The 15,531-nt window shown below is 71.7% G+C and carries 12 protein-coding genes; 9 read left to right on the forward strand and 3 right to left on the reverse strand.

Features of this window, described 5'->3' with window-relative positions; all coding sequences use genetic code 11:
* Positions 1-137: 137 nt before the first annotated feature.
* Positions 138-989, reverse strand: coding sequence for an alpha/beta fold hydrolase (locus tag ACOKM3_RS09525; protein WP_426906749.1), 852 nt, complete (start codon positions 987-989; stop codon positions 138-140).
* 99 nt (positions 990-1,088) lie between these two features.
* Positions 1,089-2,105, reverse strand: coding sequence for a LacI family DNA-binding transcriptional regulator (locus tag ACOKM3_RS09530; protein WP_426898861.1), 1,017 nt, complete (start codon positions 2,103-2,105; stop codon positions 1,089-1,091).
* Positions 2,106-2,300: 195 nt separating this feature from the next.
* On the opposite strand from ACOKM3_RS09530, the gene ACOKM3_RS09535 reads away from it, so the two are divergent.
* The 6 genes from ACOKM3_RS09535 (at position 2,301) to ACOKM3_RS09560 (ending at position 11,130) form a co-directional block, all read left to right on the forward strand.
* Positions 2,301-3,848 carry a carboxylesterase/lipase family protein gene (locus ACOKM3_RS09535; protein WP_426898863.1) on the forward strand — a complete coding sequence of 516 codons (1,548 nt, stop codon included), beginning with the start codon at positions 2,301-2,303 and terminating at the stop codon, positions 3,846-3,848.
* Between the two features lie 37 nt (positions 3,849-3,885).
* Positions 3,886-4,611 (forward strand): YoaK family protein, encoded by a 726-nt coding sequence (locus ACOKM3_RS09540; RefSeq protein ID WP_426898865.1) that lies wholly within the window; start codon positions 3,886-3,888, stop codon positions 4,609-4,611.
* A gap of 286 nt (positions 4,612-4,897) precedes the next feature.
* On the forward strand, positions 4,898-5,119 hold the full coding sequence (locus ACOKM3_RS09545; protein ID WP_356373765.1) for a type A2 lantipeptide: 222 nt from the start codon (positions 4,898-4,900) through the stop codon (positions 5,117-5,119).
* A 152-nt stretch (positions 5,120-5,271) separates the two neighbouring features.
* Positions 5,272-6,069 carry a DUF2118 domain-containing protein gene (locus tag ACOKM3_RS09550; protein WP_426898867.1) on the forward strand — a complete coding sequence of 266 codons (798 nt, stop codon included), beginning with the start codon at positions 5,272-5,274 and terminating at the stop codon, positions 6,067-6,069.
* Positions 6,066-8,297, forward strand: a complete 2,232-nt coding sequence (locus ACOKM3_RS09555) for an NHLP family bacteriocin export ABC transporter peptidase/permease/ATPase subunit (protein ID WP_426898869.1) — start codon at positions 6,066-6,068, stop codon at positions 8,295-8,297. Before ACOKM3_RS09550 ends, ACOKM3_RS09555 begins: the two co-directional genes overlap by 4 nt.
* Before the next feature lies 1 nt (position 8,298).
* Entirely contained in the window at positions 8,299-11,130 is a 2,832-nt protein-coding gene (locus tag ACOKM3_RS09560; RefSeq protein WP_426898871.1) for an NHLP bacteriocin export ABC transporter permease/ATPase subunit, read from the forward strand.
* A gap of 19 nt (positions 11,131-11,149) precedes the next feature.
* Here the strand turns inward: ACOKM3_RS09560 and ACOKM3_RS09565 are convergent, their stop codons facing one another.
* Positions 11,150-11,824: a GntR family transcriptional regulator gene (locus tag ACOKM3_RS09565; RefSeq protein ID WP_426898873.1), complete on the reverse strand. Its 675-nt coding sequence runs from the start codon at positions 11,822-11,824 to the stop codon at positions 11,150-11,152.
* Between the two features lie 174 nt (positions 11,825-11,998).
* On the opposite strand from ACOKM3_RS09565, the gene ACOKM3_RS09570 reads away from it, so the two are divergent.
* Genes ACOKM3_RS09570 through ACOKM3_RS09580 form a run of 3 tightly spaced genes read left to right on the forward strand, consistent with a single transcriptional unit; the run spans position 11,999 to position 15,459 of the window.
* Positions 11,999-13,333 carry an MFS transporter gene (locus tag ACOKM3_RS09570; RefSeq protein WP_426898875.1) on the forward strand — a complete coding sequence of 445 codons (1,335 nt, stop codon included), beginning with the start codon at positions 11,999-12,001 and terminating at the stop codon, positions 13,331-13,333.
* Positions 13,334-13,365: 32 nt separating this feature from the next.
* Positions 13,366-14,535 (forward strand): maleate cis-trans isomerase family protein, encoded by a 1,170-nt coding sequence (locus ACOKM3_RS09575; protein WP_426898877.1) that lies wholly within the window; start codon positions 13,366-13,368, stop codon positions 14,533-14,535.
* 18 nt (positions 14,536-14,553) lie between these two features.
* Positions 14,554-15,459 (forward strand): polysaccharide deacetylase family protein, encoded by a 906-nt coding sequence (locus ACOKM3_RS09580; RefSeq protein ID WP_426898879.1) that lies wholly within the window; start codon positions 14,554-14,556, stop codon positions 15,457-15,459.
* Positions 15,460-15,531 lie beyond the last annotated feature (72 nt).

Consider the following 15,531-nt stretch of genomic DNA (forward strand, 5'->3'; position numbering starts at 1 on the left):
TGCAGCTGCAAGGCGGAGGAGGGCGTCAACGCGGAGCGTTGGCAACCGACGACAACGCAGCAGATGTGCGTGCCAGGGCCCGCGACTCCAGCAAGATCCGTCAGAAGGGCCCTAGTTGCAGCATCCGCGGCCGATGGTCACAGCAGTTCCGCCACCTCCGCCAGCACCCGCGCCGCCGGCTCCGGGTCGACGAGCCACTTCAGGTGCGAGCTGTCGAGGGTGCGGACCCGGAAGGGGTTGTCCGGGGTGAGCGCGTCGCCCTCGCGGATCAGCCGGTCCTGGAGGGCGGGCGGGAGGCTCGCGTCGCGCGCGAGGCGTACGTACGTCTTCGGGATGCGGCCCCACGTGGCGGCCTGCGCGCGGTCGTCCTCGGTGCCGACGTCGAGGTTCTCGTCCGGCTGGAAGGTGTTGAGGAAGGTACGGAACTCGTCATCGGTGCCGTCGGCGAAGAAGGCTGCCCGGAACGCGTCGAGCGCCTTCTCGTCCGCGGTGCGGAAGTTGACGCGCAGCAGCCCGAGTTCGGCCGGGTCGCCCGCCATCGCGAGACCGAGCGCGGCGATGTCGACCGAGGCCATCTCCGGTTCGGCGTGGTAGCCGCCCGCGGTGAGGTCGACCTGGCACCAGGACCCCACGTAGACGATGTGGTCGATCAGGTCGGGCCGCTGGTTGGCGGCGGCCGTGGCGGTGAGGCCGCCGCGGCTGTGCGAGACGAGGACAACAGGGCCGTTCTCCTTGGCGCGTTCCAGGACGCCGATCAGGTGCTCGACGTTGTCGGCGAGCGTGACTCCCTTGATGGCGCCCGGCGTCGAGGCGAGGCCGGCCGGGTCCTGCGGGGCCTGGTACGCGGCCGGGTAGGTCGCCCCGAAACCGTGTCCCGGCAGGTCGAGGGCGACCGAGCGGTGTCCGAGCAGGCCGAGTTCCGCCTGGAGCGGCGCGAAGGAGAAGGAGTTGGCGAACGCTCCATGGACGAGGACGTACGTCGGGTGCACAGGCACGCTCGCTTTCTGACGCTTCAGGACCGCATGTGGCGATCCTATGGACCGGTTGCGTCGATCCTATGCGTCGGGCGGGGCCTGTGCCGCGCTCTTTTATGGGGCGGGCGGCGCCTGTGCCGCGCTCTCCCTGATGGTCAACTCGGGGGTCAGCAGCACGACTTCCTCGGCCGAGCCGCGGCCCTCGATCTGCGCGACGACCTGCTCCACCGCGCGCCGCCCCATCTCCTGCGCGGGCACGGCGACCGAGGTGAGCGGCACCGACGCGTGCCGCGCGACCTGCTCGGGGCAGACCGCGACGACCGACACGTCCTCCGGGACGGCCCGGCCGGACTGGCGCAGCAGGGCGAGCAGCGGGTCGGTGGCCGCCTCGTTCTGCACGACGAACGCGCTGGTGCCGGGGCGCTCGTCGTAGATCCGCGACAGCGTCGCCGACACCGAGGCGTAACTGCCCTCGCAGGGGCGGTGCAGGAGCCGCAGGCCGAGTTCGGCGCTGCGCGCACGCAGGCCGGTCAGCGTGCGCTCGGCGAATCCGGTGCGGCGCTCGTAGACGGCGGCGGCCTCGCCGATGACGGCGATCTCGCGGTGCCCGAGGCCCGCGAGGTGCTCGGCGCACAGGGCGCCCGCGGCGGCGAAGTCCAGGTCCACGCAGTTGAGTCCGCGGGTGTCGGCCGGCAGGCCGATGAGGACGGCGGGGCGGCTCGCGGTGCGCAGCAGCGGCAGCCGTTCGTCGTCCAGCTCGACGTCCATGACGATCACGGCGTCGGCCAGCGAGCTGCCCTCTATGCGGCGCACGGCCTGGGCGCCCTCCTCGCCGGTGAGCAGCAGGATGTCGTAGCCATGGGTGCGGGCGGCGGTGGCGACCGCCGTCGCGATCTCCATGATCACGGGTACGTACATGTCGGTGCGCAGCGGCACCATCAGGGCGATGATGTTGGACTTGCTGCTGGCGAGGGCGCGGGCCCCGGCGTTGGGGTGGTAGCCGAGCCGGCGCACGCTCGTCTCGACGCGCTCGCGAGTGGCCGCCGAGATGGACCGCTTGCCGCTGAGGACGTAGCTCACGGTGCTCGCGGAGACTCCGGCGTCCTTGGCGACCTCTGCGAGCGTGACCATGTGGTTCTCCTGAAGCCGAGTGCGAGGGGGGGTGGGTGGGCGGGTTCCCGACCCGCCCAGGGCGCCGGCGTCGGCGGGTGCCGCCCGTCGTTCGGCATGCCGACCCTATGATTTGCGCAGGGTGCCTGTCCAGAAGTCCGTCGAAGCGCTTCGACGCCCTGTGCGGCGCCAGTCGAGCCACCAGGGAGGACACGTATGACCGACGCAACCCCCACCGCGCCCATACGCACCGCAGCGGGGCAGGTCCGCGGGCTCACGCAGGGGGCGCTGAGCGTCTTCCGCGGCATCCCCTATGCCCAACCCCCGGTCGGGGCACTGCACTTGGCGGCGCCGGAGCCGGCGTCGCCGTGGGACGGGGTGCGGGACGCGTTCGACTTCGGGCCGCCGCCCCCGCAGTCCCTCGTGGGCGGGCTCACGGGCCGCCCGGTCCCCGAGGGCGAGGACTGGCTGACGGTCAACGTGTGGTCGCCGGACCTCGGCGCCGCGGGGCTGCCGGTGATGGTCTATGTATACGGAGGCGCATACGTCAGCGGGTCCTCGGACGGGCCGCACTACGACGGTTCCGCGCTCGCCGCCCGTGGTGCGGTCGTCGTGACCCTCAACTACCGGGTCGGCGCGGAGGGCTTCGGTGTCTTCGACGGCGCGCCCGCCAACCGGGGGCTGCTCGACCAGGTGGCGGCGCTGCGCTGGGTGCGGGAGAACATCGCGGCGTTCGGCGGGGACCCGGAGCAGGTCACCGTGTTCGGGGAGTCCGCGGGCGCGGGCTCGGTGGCGGCGCTGCTCACGATGCCGTCGGCGAAGGGTCTGGTGCGGCGCGCGGTGGCACAGAGCGTGCCGGGCACGTTCTTCACGCTCGACCTCGCGCGGGACATCGGCGCGGCGATCGCGGAGCGGCTCGGGGTGCCGGGCGCGGGGGCCGCCGAGCTCTCCGCGGTCGCGCCGAAGGCGTTGCGCGACGCCACCGACGACCTGATCCGCGCACTGCCCTCGTACGCGGACCGCTGGGGCCGCGTCGCCCACACGGCCACCCCGTTCTCCCCGGTGGTCGACGGCGAGGTGCTGCCCACCACCCCGTGGGAGGCGCTCGCGGCCGGCGCCGCGCGCGACGTCGAGCTGCTCGTCGGGCACAACCGGGACGAGTACCGGCTGTTCACCATCATGGCGGGCCGGTACGGGAAGATGACCGAGGAGGAGGCGGCGCAGGCCCTGCTCCGGTTCGGTCCCGGGCCCGCCGCCGAGGTCGACTATCGGGCCGCGTATCCGGACGCGGACCCGACGCTGCTGCACGAACTCGTCATGTCCGACTGGCTGTTCCGGATGCCGTCGCTGCGCCTGGCCGAGGCCCACGCGGCGGGCGGCGGGACCGCGTACGCGTACGAGCTGTGCTGGGCGGCGCCCGGCGCGGGCGGCACGATGGGCGCCGCCCACGCGCTGGACGTCCCGCTCGTCTTCGGGGCGCTCGACTCGGACTTCGGCGGCCTCTTCCTGGGCGGTGAACTCCCGGCAGAGGCCGTGGCGTTGTCGCAGGAGATGGGCGCCGCGTGGGCCGCGTTCGCGAAGGACGGGAACCCGGGGTGGGCGCCGTTCACCGCCGACGGACGCTCCACCCGCGTCTTCGACGCCCCCTCGCACACGGCCCCGTACCCGGAGGAGTCCTCGCGCCTGCTGTGGGAGGGCTTCGACTTCGCGCCGCTGGACCTGGAGCCCGGCGTGACCGCGCCGGAGCGACGCGCCGACGGCTGAGCGTTCCGAAGGCGGCTCGACGCCTACCGTCTCAGGCATGAACAAACGCGCGCAAATGTCCCTTGTGCTGCTCGCCGGAGCCTCCGGGGCCGTGGACGCCCTCGCGTTCACGGCCCTCGGCACCGTGTTCGCCGGGGTGATGACCGGGAATCTCGTGCTGCTCGGCATCTCGGCGGGCCAGGGCTCGGGCCACGACGTCACCGGTCCGCTGTACGCGCTCGGCGGGTACGCGGTGGGGGCGGCGACAACGGCCCTCGCATGCCGGGGCATTCGGGAAGCGCGGGCGACGGAGTGGCCGGGCCGCGTCGTCGCCTGCCTCGCCGCGCAGTGCGTGCTGCTCGGCTTCGTCGCCGTGGCGGGCGGCGTGCTCGGCGGGGATCCGTCCGGGGCCTGGCGGACCGTGCTGCTCGTGGTCGCCGCCGTGTCGATGGGCGGGCAGTCCGCGGCGATGGTCGCGGCGGGGGCGGGCGCCGCGCCCACCACGTATTTCACGGGGACGCTGACGACACTCGTGACCGGGGTGGTCGACGCGTCGGGGCGGGGCCGGGAGCAACTGTGGGTGACCGGCCGGTTGTTGGCCGTGATCGGCGGCGCGGCCTGCGCCGTAGCGGTGCGGGAGGCCGCCGGGCCGTGGGGATTCGTGCCGCCGGTCGTCCTGAGCGCCGCCGCTGTCGCGTGCCAGAAACCTGCACACCGAATGCGCAGGGCAGTCACGGAGCTTCGCAAAAAACCATTGCCCGATACAAGCACCGCACGTCATTGATGCCCGCCTGTCCCCCTTTGCTTGCCGGGGACACAGGGAGTTCACATTCCTCTCCGTGAAGAATGTGAAGGACGTGCCACCCGGCTGTGAACACCCAGGCACATGAAGGCAATTGGCCTCCCGGATCCCCTATGAATGGACCCGGTCGGATTAGCTGCGCGACGCGTCAACATGCTTTGATCCTCCGCATCGCATGACGGCCGCAGGGATTCGCAGCCACCGATTTCCAGCGCGCCCCGCGAATTTTGAAATACCAGACATCCCCCCATGAGAAGGGCGGCTCATCATGAGCAACCACATCGAGACCGTTGAGATCTCCGACGCCGACCTCGACAACGTCTCCGGCGGCCTCGTCGGCGGCCTCGTCGGCCAGGTTCAGGGCACCGTCGACGGCATCGCCCCGGTTTCGGGCACCGTCTCCTCCGTCACCAACACGGTCGAGGGCCTCACCGGCCTGAACACCGGCGCCGTGACGGGCCTCGTCGGCGGCGTGACGGCCGGCCTCTGAGTCGGATCCGATCCCTCGGGATCATCGCGCCACCTCCTGACGGGTGGCGCACCCCAAGCCTCGGGACCCCGTGTCCCGGGGCTTTCGGGGTGTCCGGGTACCGGGCCTTTCCGGTCCGGCCCGGTATGGAAGCTAGGTAAGGGAAAGACTCCGTGCAGTTCCGCCAACAGGCCCTGTCCAAACTGCAGTCGCCGGAGGAGCTCGATCTGCCGGTGCGCCTCGCGCGGCCGCAGGGACTGCTCGTACTCGCCGTCACCGTCGTCGTGATGGTCGCCGCCTGCGTCTGGGCCGTCACCGGCTCGGTGTCCTCGACGCTCAAGGCGAACGGCATCCTCACGTACGCGCAGGGCAGTTACGTCCTGCAGACCCCCGTCACCGGGCAGGTCACCGGCCTGTACGTGAAGGAGGGCCAGCGGGTGCGGGCGGGAGCGCCGATCCTCAAGGTGCAGACCGCGCAGGGCAACCGGGCCGTGCGGGCCATCGACGCGGGCCGGGTCACGGCGCTCGTCGCGCGGATCGGCTCGGTCGTCACGACCGGCTCCGACGTGGCGACGGTGGAGAAGACCGGCTCGACGCGCGATCCGCTGCTCGCGATGCTGTACGTGCCCGCCACCAGCGCGGGGAACGTGGACGCGGGCGCCGACGTCGACCTCAACGTGCCGCAGGCGCAGCAGTACGGCGTGCTGCGCGGGAAGGTCAAGGCCGTCGGCCGCGCCGCCGAGACGAAGCGGCAGGTCACCGACTTCATCGGGGACAGCTCGCTGGCGGGCGAGTTCACGAAGGGCGGGGCCCGCGTCCCGGTCCTCGTCGAGCTCACCAAGGCGGACACCAAGTCCGGGTACGCCTGGTCCTCCGACGGCGGGCCGCCCTATCCGCTCGCCTCCATGACCCTCGCCTCCGGCTCCGTACACCTCGCCGATCAGCGCCCGATGGATTGGCTGAAGCCGTGACCACGACCTCCCTGCCGCCCGCGGGCCACCGCCCGGACCGCCGCCGCTCCCGCCCCGCTCCCCCGCCGGCCAAGCGCCGCCGCAAGGTGCGCACGCCCACGGTGCTCCAGATGGAGGCCGTCGAGTGCGGCGCCGCGGCGCTCGCGATGATCCTCGCGCACCACGGCCGGCACATCCCGCTGGAGGAGCTGCGCATCGCGTGCGGCGTCTCGCGGGACGGCTCGCGCGCCTCCAACCTCCTGAAAGCGGCCCGCAGTTACGGCATGACCGCCAAGGGCATGCAGATGGAGCCGGCCGCGCTCGCCGAGGTGCAGGGCCCGGCGATCCTGTTCTGGGAGTTCAACCACTACGTCGTCTACGACGGCATGGGCCGCCGCTTCGGGCGGCGCGGCGTGCACATCAACGACCCCGACAAGGGCCGCCGCTTCGTGCCGATGGAGGACTTCGACACCAGCTTCACGGGGGTCGTCCTCGTCCTGGAGCCGGGCGACGACTTCCGTACGGGCGGGCGCAAGCCGGGCATCATGACGGCGCTGCCCGCACGGCTGCGCGGCACCACCGGCACGATGCTCGTCGCGCTGCTCGCGAGCCTGCTGCTCGTCGGCGTGGGCGCGGCGGTGCCCGCGCTCAGCAAGACGTACATCGACCTGTTCCTCATCGGCGACCAGACCTCGCTGCTCGGCGCGCTGTTCGCGTCGATGGGCGCGATGGTGGCGCTGACCGCCGTCCTCACCTGGCTGCAACAGACGAACCTGCTGCGCGGCCGCATCATCTCCTCGACGCTGAGCAGCGCCCGCTTCTTCGGGCATCTGCTGCGGCTGCCCGTCACGTTCTTCTCGCAGCGCAGCCCGGCCGACCTGGTGCAGCGCCTCCAGTCCAACGACGCGGTCGCCGAGACCCTGGCCCGCGACCTGACGGCAGCGGGCGTCGACGGGATCGTGGTGCTGCTGTACGCGGCGCTGCTGTACTCGTACGACCCGCAGCTCACCGGCGTCGGCGTGGGCATCGCGCTGCTGAACGTGGTGGCGATGCGGGTGGTCGTGCGGCTGCGGGCGACGGGCACGCAGAAGCTGCGCGCGGACACGGCGCGGCTCACCAACACCTCGTACACGGGCCTCCAGCTCATCGAGACGATGAAGGCGACCGGCGGCGAGAACGGCTACTTCCGGCGGTGGGCGGGCCAGCACGCGACGACCCTCGAGGAGCAGCAGAAGCTCGGGGTGCCGAGCGCGTGGCTCGGCATCGTCGCGCCGACCCTCGCGACGCTGAACAGCGCGCTGATCCTGTGGATCGGCGGCATGCGGGCCGTCGAGGGCCATTTGTCGGTCGGTCTCCTTGTCGCCTTTCAGGCGCTCGTGACCCGCTTCACGGCGCCGCTGACCCGGCTGAACGGCGTCGCGGGCCGCATCCAGGACTTCGCCGCCGACGTGGCCCGCCTGAAGGACGTGGAGAACTTCCCCGTCGACCAGCTGTACGCGCGCCCGGAGCAGGTGCAGAGCACGCGCCGGCTGCGCGGCCACATCGAGCTGGACAACATCACGTTCGGCTACAGCCCGCTCGACAAGCCGCTCCTGTCCGGCTTCTCGCTGACGGTGGGACCCGGGCAGCAGGTGGCGCTCGTCGGCGGCTCCGGCAGCGGAAAGTCCACGGTCTCCCGCCTGATCTCCGGCCTGTACGCGCCGTGGGAGGGCGTCATCCGGATCGACGACCGGCGCCTGGACGACATCCCGCGCGGCGCGCTCGCGGCCTCCGTCTCCTTCGTCGACCAGGACGTGTTCCTCTTCGAGGGCACGGTCCGCGACAACGTCGCACTGTGGGACCCCTCGATCTCCGACGAGGCCGTCGAGGAGGCGCTGCGCGACGCGTGCCTGTACGACGTGGTGGCGCGCCGCCCCGGCGGCGTGCGCGGCCGGGTCGAGCAGGACGGCCGGAACTTCTCCGGCGGGCAGCGCCAGCGCCTGGAGATCGCGCGGGCCCTTGTGCGCCGCCCCAGCATCCTCGTGCTCGACGAGGTGACCAGCGCGCTCGACGCGGAGACCGAGCAGACGGTCATGGACAACATCCGGCGGCGCGGCTGCGCCTGCGTCGTCATCGCGCACCGCCTCAGCACGGTCCGCGACAGCGACGAGATCGTGGTCCTCGACCACGGCCAGGTCGTCGAGCGCGGCCGCCACGAGCATCTGGTGCGGGCCGGCGGGCCCTACGCCGAGCTGGTCAAGGAGCACTGACATGACCGATCTGCACCAGGAGTTCACCTCCTCCGACCAAGTGGTCGCGGCCTTCGGCGGCCTCGGCGCCCCCGTCGACTGCACGGACCTGCGCAGCCTTCCCCTGGAGGGCCCGCACGTGCTGTGGCTCGTCGCGGGCGGCGCGCTCGACCTGTTCGCGGTGGACGCGCAGAGCCAGGGGCACTGGCACTTCCTGGGCCGCCTGGAGCCGGGCACGCTGCTGCTCGGCCCGGTCGAGGGCACCCAGCACACGCTCGTGGGACGGCCGCTCAGCGGCTGCGCGGTGCGCCGCATCCCGCTGCGCGAACTGCCCTACGCGCCGCCGGCCTCCTATGACGGGGCCGGTTCGTACGGCTGGAGCCTGCTGGAGGAGGCCTTCGCTCTCGGGGTCGGCCGCGGGCAGCAGGTCCTGTTCGAGGCGCCGCTCGACGGACGCACCGTCGGCGCGCACGACGTACAGGGCGACTCTCTCCTCGGCGACGACGACGTGCTGTGGCCGCAACTGGCGCCCGGCAGCGTGCAGTACGGGTCCGCCTACGCGGCGGACGCGGCGGCCGATCTGCTGGTCGACACCGGCCTGTGGCAGCGCATGGTCAACCAGCAGTGGCGGCTGCTCTCCACGCTCGACCGCTGGATCGAGCGCCTGGAGAGCGCCCACGAGGACCGCGCCGCCGCAGGCATCAAGGCGGGCGAGGCCGTCCGCGAGCAGGCCGACCGCACCCTGCTCGCGTCCATGGGCACCAAGCGCGGGCGCCGCGGCTCCGCCGACGCGGGCGCCGACGCCACGTACGCGGCCTGCAAGATCGTCGCGGACGCGGCGGGCATCCGGCTCGTCGACCCCGACCACGTGGGCGCGGTCAGCGACCGCCTCGACCCGGTCGAACAACTCGCCACGGCCTCCCGCCTCCGCACCCGGCCCGTACGGCTCGCCGGGGACTGGTGGCGCCGCGACGCGGGCCCGCTGGTCGGCTACCGGGCCTCGTCCGGGGCCCCGGTCGCGCTGCTGTGGCGGCGCGGCGGCTACGAGACGGTGAACCCGGCGGGCGACCGGCGCACGCGCGTCGACGAGGACAACGCGGAGGACTTCGAAGAGCGGGCGATCATGCTCTACCGCCCGCTCCCCGACGGCGATCTGACGCCGCTGCGGCTGATGCGCTTCAGCATGCAGTCGATGACGACGGACATCCGCAGGCTGCTCCTGGCGGGCCTGGTCACGGTGGTCCTCGGCGCGCTCGTGCCCGTCGCGACCGGCCAGGTCCTCGGCACGTACGTCCCCAACGCGCAGACCAGCCTCATCACGCAGGTCTCCCTCGCGGTGGTGGTCACCAGTGTGGTGACGGCGGCGTTCATGCTGCTCCAGAACCTCACGGTGCTGCGCATCGAGGGCAGAGTGGAGAGCGTCCTCCAACCGGCCGTCTGGGACCGACTGTTGAGGCTCCCGACACGCTTCTTCGCGTCCCGCTCGACGGGCGAGCTGGCGAGTGCCGCGATGGGCATCAGCTCGATCAGACGGCTGCTGTCCGGCGTGGGCCCGATCGTCGTCCAGTCGACGACGGTCGGCGCGATGAACCTGGTCATGCTCCTCCTCTACAGCGTCCCGCTGGCGATGGCGGCGCTCGGCATGCTGGTCCTGGTCGCGGCCGTCTTCCTCACCCTCGGACTGCTCGAACTGCGCTGGCAGCGCCGCCTGGTGAAGCTCGGCAACAAGCTCAACAACCAGGCGTTCCAGACGCTGCGCGGGCTGCCGAAGCTGCGGGTCGCGGGCGCGGAGAGCTTCGCGTACGCGGCGTGGGCGAAGGAGTTCGCTCGCACCCGGGAGCTGCAGCGCAGGGCAGGACGCATCAAGAACGCGACGACGGTCCTCAACTCGGTCTATCTCCCGCTGTGCTCGCTCGTGATGTTCATGCTGCTCGCGGGGCCGGCCCGCGGCTCCATGTCGGCGGCGTCCTTCCTCACCTTCAACACGTCGGTGACGATGCTCCTGACGTCGGTGACGCAACTGACCGGCGCGCTGATCTCGGCGGCCGCGGTCCTGCCCATGTTCGAGCAGATCAAGCCGGTGCTCGACGAGAAGCCCGAGGTCCGCGAGGCGGCGACGCAGCCGGGCGAGCTGACCGGCGCGCTGGAGGCGCGGGGCGTCTCCTTCCGCTACACCGACGACGGCCCGCTGGTCCTCGACGACGTCAACCTGTCCATCAAGCCGGGCGAGTTCGTGGCGGTGGTCGGCGAGAGCGGCTGCGGCAAGTCCACGCTGCTGCGCCTGCTGATCGGCTTCGACGCGCCGGCGTACGGCAGCGTCCTGTACGACGGCCAGGACCTGTCGGCACTCGACCAGGCGGCGGTGCGGCGCCAGTGCGGCGTCGTCCTGCAGAACGCCCAGCCGCTGAGCGGGTCGATCCTCGACTGCATCTGCGGCGCCGAGTCCTTCACACAGGAGGAGGCGATGGCGGCGGCCGAGATGGCGGGCCTCGCCGAGGACATCAAGCGGATGCCGATGGGCCTGCACACGATGATCTCGGGCGGCGGCGCGGTCTCCGGCGGTCAGCGTCAGCGGCTGATGATCGCGCAGGCGTTGATCCGGCGGCCGCGGATTCTCTTCTTCGACGAGGCGACGAGTGCGCTCGACAATGAGACGCAGCGGATCGTCATCGACAGTACGAAGGCCCTCCGGGCGTCGCGGGTGGTCATCGCGCACCGGTTGTCGACGGTCATGGACGCGGACCGGGTGATCGTGATGTCGGCGGGGCGGGTCGTTCAGCAGGGGTCGCCCGCGGAGTTGTTGGCGGATACGGGTGGGCGGTTGCACGAACTGGTGCGGCGGCAGATGGCGTGACGTCGCGGGGCTCCGCGCCTCAATCGTCGGCGGGGCTTGAGACACCCACGCCGAACAGCACCCGCATCGCCACCTCCCGGTAGTGGCGTACGTGGTGCAGGGCGCGGTCGGCCGCGAGGTCCGCGTCGCCCGTCCTGATCGCCTCGTACAGCCCCTGGTGCTCCTCCCACACCGCGTGCGGATCGTCGATCTGTTGGAACAGCCAGCGCATCCGGCCCTCCAGCGGTTGCAGGGTGCTGGCCAGCAGCGTGTTGCCCGCGATCTCGACGATGTGGTGGTGGAAGTCCGTGTTCGCGCGGGAGATGCGGGCGGGTTTCCCGGTACGGGTGGCCTTCTCCGCGCTGGTCAACAGGCGCTCCAGCGCCGCCAGTTGCGGCTTCTGGGCCCGCTCCGTGGCGCGCCGCACGGCGAGCACCTCCAGGGCCTCGCGCAGGTCGAAGAGGTCGAGCACGTCCTGGAACGAGAGCTGCTTGACGACGATCTTCCGGGCGGAGACGGCCTCGAGGAAGCCCTCGCTGAGCAGCACCCTGATCGCCTCGCGCACCGGGATCCGGGACACCCCGAACTCCTCGGCGACCTCGCGCTCCAACAGCCGGTCCCCCGGGCGCAGTTGGCCGGAGATGATCCGGTCCCTGATGCCCTCGCAGACCTGATCGCGCAGCCAGCCCGCCTCGCCGGGTCCCGCCTGTGCCATGCGCCCTCCCCCGTTTCCTCCCCGTGAATTGATCCTCACGGTATACCAACGCCTTGACGGGCGACGGCCCGATCCCCATTCTTTGGTATGCCATAGCTCGTGCACTGCACGTCACAAGCGTGCCCACCTGTCCGGACCGTGGACCTTCGGGGTCCCGTCAACAGAGGGTTTGCCATGCAGTCAGCCAATCCGCCGCAGGTCGCCGACGCGACCTCCCCGGACACGAGAACCACCAAGTCCCCGCCCAGCCGCACGCGTTGGAAGGTGTTCCTGCTCCTCCTCGGCATCGTCACGCTCAACTACATCGACCGCGGCTCCGTGTCCGTGGCGCTGCCGCTGATCACCAAGGATCTGCATCTGTCGAAGGAGGTCACCGGCTTCGTCCTGAGCGCGTTCTTCTGGACGTACGCGCTGATGCAGATCCCCGGCGGATGGCTCATCGACCGGTTCGGGCCGCGCCGGATGGCCGGCGGCGCCTGCGTCGGCTGGGGCGTCGCGACCGGCGCCACGGCGGCCGCCACCGGAGTCGGCTCGCTGCTCGCGGCCCGGCTCGCGCTCGGCGCGGTCGAGGCCCCGGTGATGCCGGCCGGCGGCAAGCTCAACGCGCACTGGCTGCCCGCGAAGGAACGCGGGCGCGGCGCGGTCCTCATGGACGGCGGCGCCCCGCTCGGCTCCGCGCTCGGCGGCATCGCCATCTCCGGCCTCATCGCCTGGACGGGCAGCTGGCGGATCAGCTTCGTCGTCGCGGGCGCGGTCACCGTGGCGGTCGGCGTCCTGGCCCTGCGGTATCTGCGCGACACCCCGCGCGAGCACGCGGGCGTCAACGAGGCCGAGGCGGCGTACATCGAGCGGGCACACGCCGCCGAGGACGCCGCCGCGCCCGGCGAGGACCGGCCCGCGAAGCTGCGCGACTACGTCAAGTACCGCTCGTTCTGGGGCATGTGCCTGGGCTGGATGGGATTCAACGGCGTCTTCTACGGGCTGCTCACCTGGGGCCCGCTGTATCTGTCGGAGACCAAGGGCTTCGACATCAAGTCCATCGGCTGGTCCACGCTCGTCATCTTCGGCGCCGGGTTCGTCGGCGAGCTGATCGGCGGCTGGCTCGCCGACCACTGGCGCTCGCGCGGCACCGCGGCCAACACCGTGCTGCGCACGCTGATGGGGGTCGCGGGCGCGGCCGTCACGGCGGGCCTGCTGGGCGTCGTCCTGGTGCCGGACGCGATGACGGCGGTCGCGCTGCTCTCCGTCGTGCTGTTCTTCCTGCGCTGGGCGGGCCTGTACTGGGCGCTCCCCTCCACGCTCGGCGGGCGCGCCAACGCGGGTGTGGTCGGCGCCGCCATGAACCTGTCGGGCAACATCGCGGGGATCGTCACGCCCATCGCGGTCGGCTTCATCGTCGGCGGCACCGGCTCCTACACGTGGGCGCTGCTGTACTTCGTCGGCGCGGCGCTGCTGTTCACCGCCGCGTCCCTGGTCATCGACTACTCGAGGAGGCTCGTCGTCCGATGAATCATCCGTTGAATCACTCGTCGAATCATTCGTTGAGCGAGAACCGTCGCCCGCTGCGCGTGGGGATGCTCACGCCGTCCTCCAACACCTGCCTCGAACCCGTGACGTACGGGCTGTTGCAGGGCGCCGAACCAGGTCTGGCCACCGCGCACTTCGCACGCGTGCCGGTCACCCGGATCGCGCTCGACACGGGCAGCGACGCCCAGTTCGCCCCCGAGCCGATGCTCGCGGCGGCCCGGCAGCTGGCCGACGCCAAGGTCGACGTCCTGGTGTGGAACGGGACGTCGGGCTCCTGGCTCGGCATCGAGCGGGACCGCGCCCTGGCCGCCGCGCTCACCGCGGAGACCGGCATCCCGGCGACGACCTCGACGCTCGCGCTGCTCGACGCCTGCGCCGCCTACGGGGTGCGCAGGCTCGGCCTCGCCCTGCCCTACACCCGCGACGTGGCCGACGCGATCGTGTCGACGTACGCGAAGGAGGGCCTGGAGTGCGCGCTCGCGGAGCCCTTCGGCGAGCACGACAACGAGGCCTTCGCCCGGATCCCGCCCGCCGACGTGGCCCGCCAGATCGAGGCGGCGGCCACCGACGGTGCGCAGGCCGTCGCCGTCGTCTGCACGAACGTGTACGGCGCCTTCGAGGCGGACCGTCTCGAACGGGCCCTGGGCATCCCGGTGTTCGACTCGGTGAGCGCGACGCTGTGGCGGGCGCTCGACCTGGCCGGGGCGCGCCCGTCGTGGTCCGGGCACGGGCAGCTGCTGCGCGACGGCAGCCTCCGAGCCCAGGTCCAGAGCACCCTGGAAACGCTGTTGGCGGCGACCGGCGCCGACCGCACGACGTTCCGCGTCGACCTGCCCGAGCACGGGCTGCACGTCGACCTCACCGCGGGCGAGGCCCTGGCCCCCGGCGTGCGCTCCATCCGCCGTGACGCCTCGCTCGACCAGCGCCGACTGAACACGGTCGAGTGGCTGGAGGCCGAGCGCCGGGCGCTGGTGCAGCCGCACTTCCGCGAGGCCCCGCACCCGCCCGAGGCGCTGATCGACGTGTACGGCGTACGTGCCCAGATGCTGTCGCCGGTCGAGACCGGCGGGGACACACTCACCGGCTGGATCTCCGTCCACAGCACCCGCGAGCGCGACTGGACGGACGCCGACCGACAGGCCCTCGCGGCGGCCACCACCGAGATCACCGCCCAACTACCCTGACCCAAGGAGCAGTTCACCATGCCCAAGGACATCCAGATAGCCCTCGGTGTCGACGTCGACGCGGTCGCCGGCTGGCTCGGCTCCTACGGGGGCCAGGACTCCCCCAACGACATCCAGCGCGGTGTCTTCGCCGGCGAGATCGGCACCCCGCGCCTGCTCAAGCTCTTCGAGCGGTACTCCATCCGCACCTCGTGGTTCATCCCCGGCCACTCCATCGAGACGTTCCCCGAGCAGACCCGGATGGTCGTGGAGGCGGGCCACGAGATCGGCGCGCACGGCTACTCGCACGAGAACCCGATCGACATGTCCCCGCAGCAGGAGGAGGACGTCCTCGCCAAGTCGGTCGAGCTGATCGAGGAGTTCACCGGACGCGGCCCCAAGGGCTATGTCGCGCCCTGGTGGGAGATGTCGGAGTCGACGGCCGCCCTGCTCCACAAGTACGGCTTCTCGTACGACCATTCACAGAACTACCGGGACTTCACGCCCTTCTACGCCCGCGTCGGCGACTCCTGGACGAAGATCGACTACACGGCCGACGCCAAGGACTGGATGAAGCCGCTCGTGCACGGCCACGAGGTGGACCTCGTCGAGTTCTGCGGCAACTGGTACGTCGACGACCTGCCGCCCATGATGTTCAACAAGCACTCCCACAACAGCCACGGCTACGTCTCGCCGCGCGCCCTGGAACAGGACTGGCGCGACCAATTCGACTGGGTGCACCGGGAGTTGGACTACGCCGTCCTGCCGATCACGCTCCACCCGGACGTCTCGGGCCGCCCCAACGTGCTGCTGATGCTGGAGCGCTTCATCGAGTACGTCTCCGGCCACGAGGGCGTGTCGTTCGTGACGCTGGAGGACGCGGCCGACACCTTCCGGCGGCGCTTCCCGTTCGAGGGCACGGAGCGCCCCGCGGACATGCGCTGACGTTTAACACGGACGCGATCGAGGGCGTCCCAGTGGAAACACGCGGCGCCCTCAGCCGTAACACCACGCTCT

It is taken from the genome of Streptomyces nidicola, from assembly GCF_050106155.1.
Classification (GTDB): Bacteria; Actinomycetota; Actinomycetes; order Streptomycetales; family Streptomycetaceae; genus Streptomyces.

Coding starts and splice junctions, on each gene's coding strand:
- ACOKM3_RS09530 (WP_426898861.1), bottom strand. CDS start 2,105: ATGGTCACGCTCGCAGAGGTCGCCAAGGACGCCGGAGTCTCCGCGAGC.
- ACOKM3_RS09535 (WP_426898863.1), top strand. CDS start 2,301: ATGACCGACGCAACCCCCACCGCGCCCATACGCACCGCAGCGGGGCAG.
- ACOKM3_RS09540 (WP_426898865.1), top strand. CDS start 3,886: ATGAACAAACGCGCGCAAATGTCCCTTGTGCTGCTCGCCGGAGCCTCC.
- ACOKM3_RS09545 (WP_356373765.1), top strand. CDS start 4,898: ATGAGCAACCACATCGAGACCGTTGAGATCTCCGACGCCGACCTCGAC.
- ACOKM3_RS09560 (WP_426898871.1), top strand. CDS start 8,299: ATGACCGATCTGCACCAGGAGTTCACCTCCTCCGACCAAGTGGTCGCG.
- ACOKM3_RS09565 (WP_426898873.1), bottom strand. CDS start 11,824: ATGGCACAGGCGGGACCCGGCGAGGCGGGCTGGCTGCGCGATCAGGTC.
- ACOKM3_RS09570 (WP_426898875.1), top strand. CDS start 11,999: ATGCAGTCAGCCAATCCGCCGCAGGTCGCCGACGCGACCTCCCCGGAC.
- ACOKM3_RS09580 (WP_426898879.1), top strand. CDS start 14,554: ATGCCCAAGGACATCCAGATAGCCCTCGGTGTCGACGTCGACGCGGTC.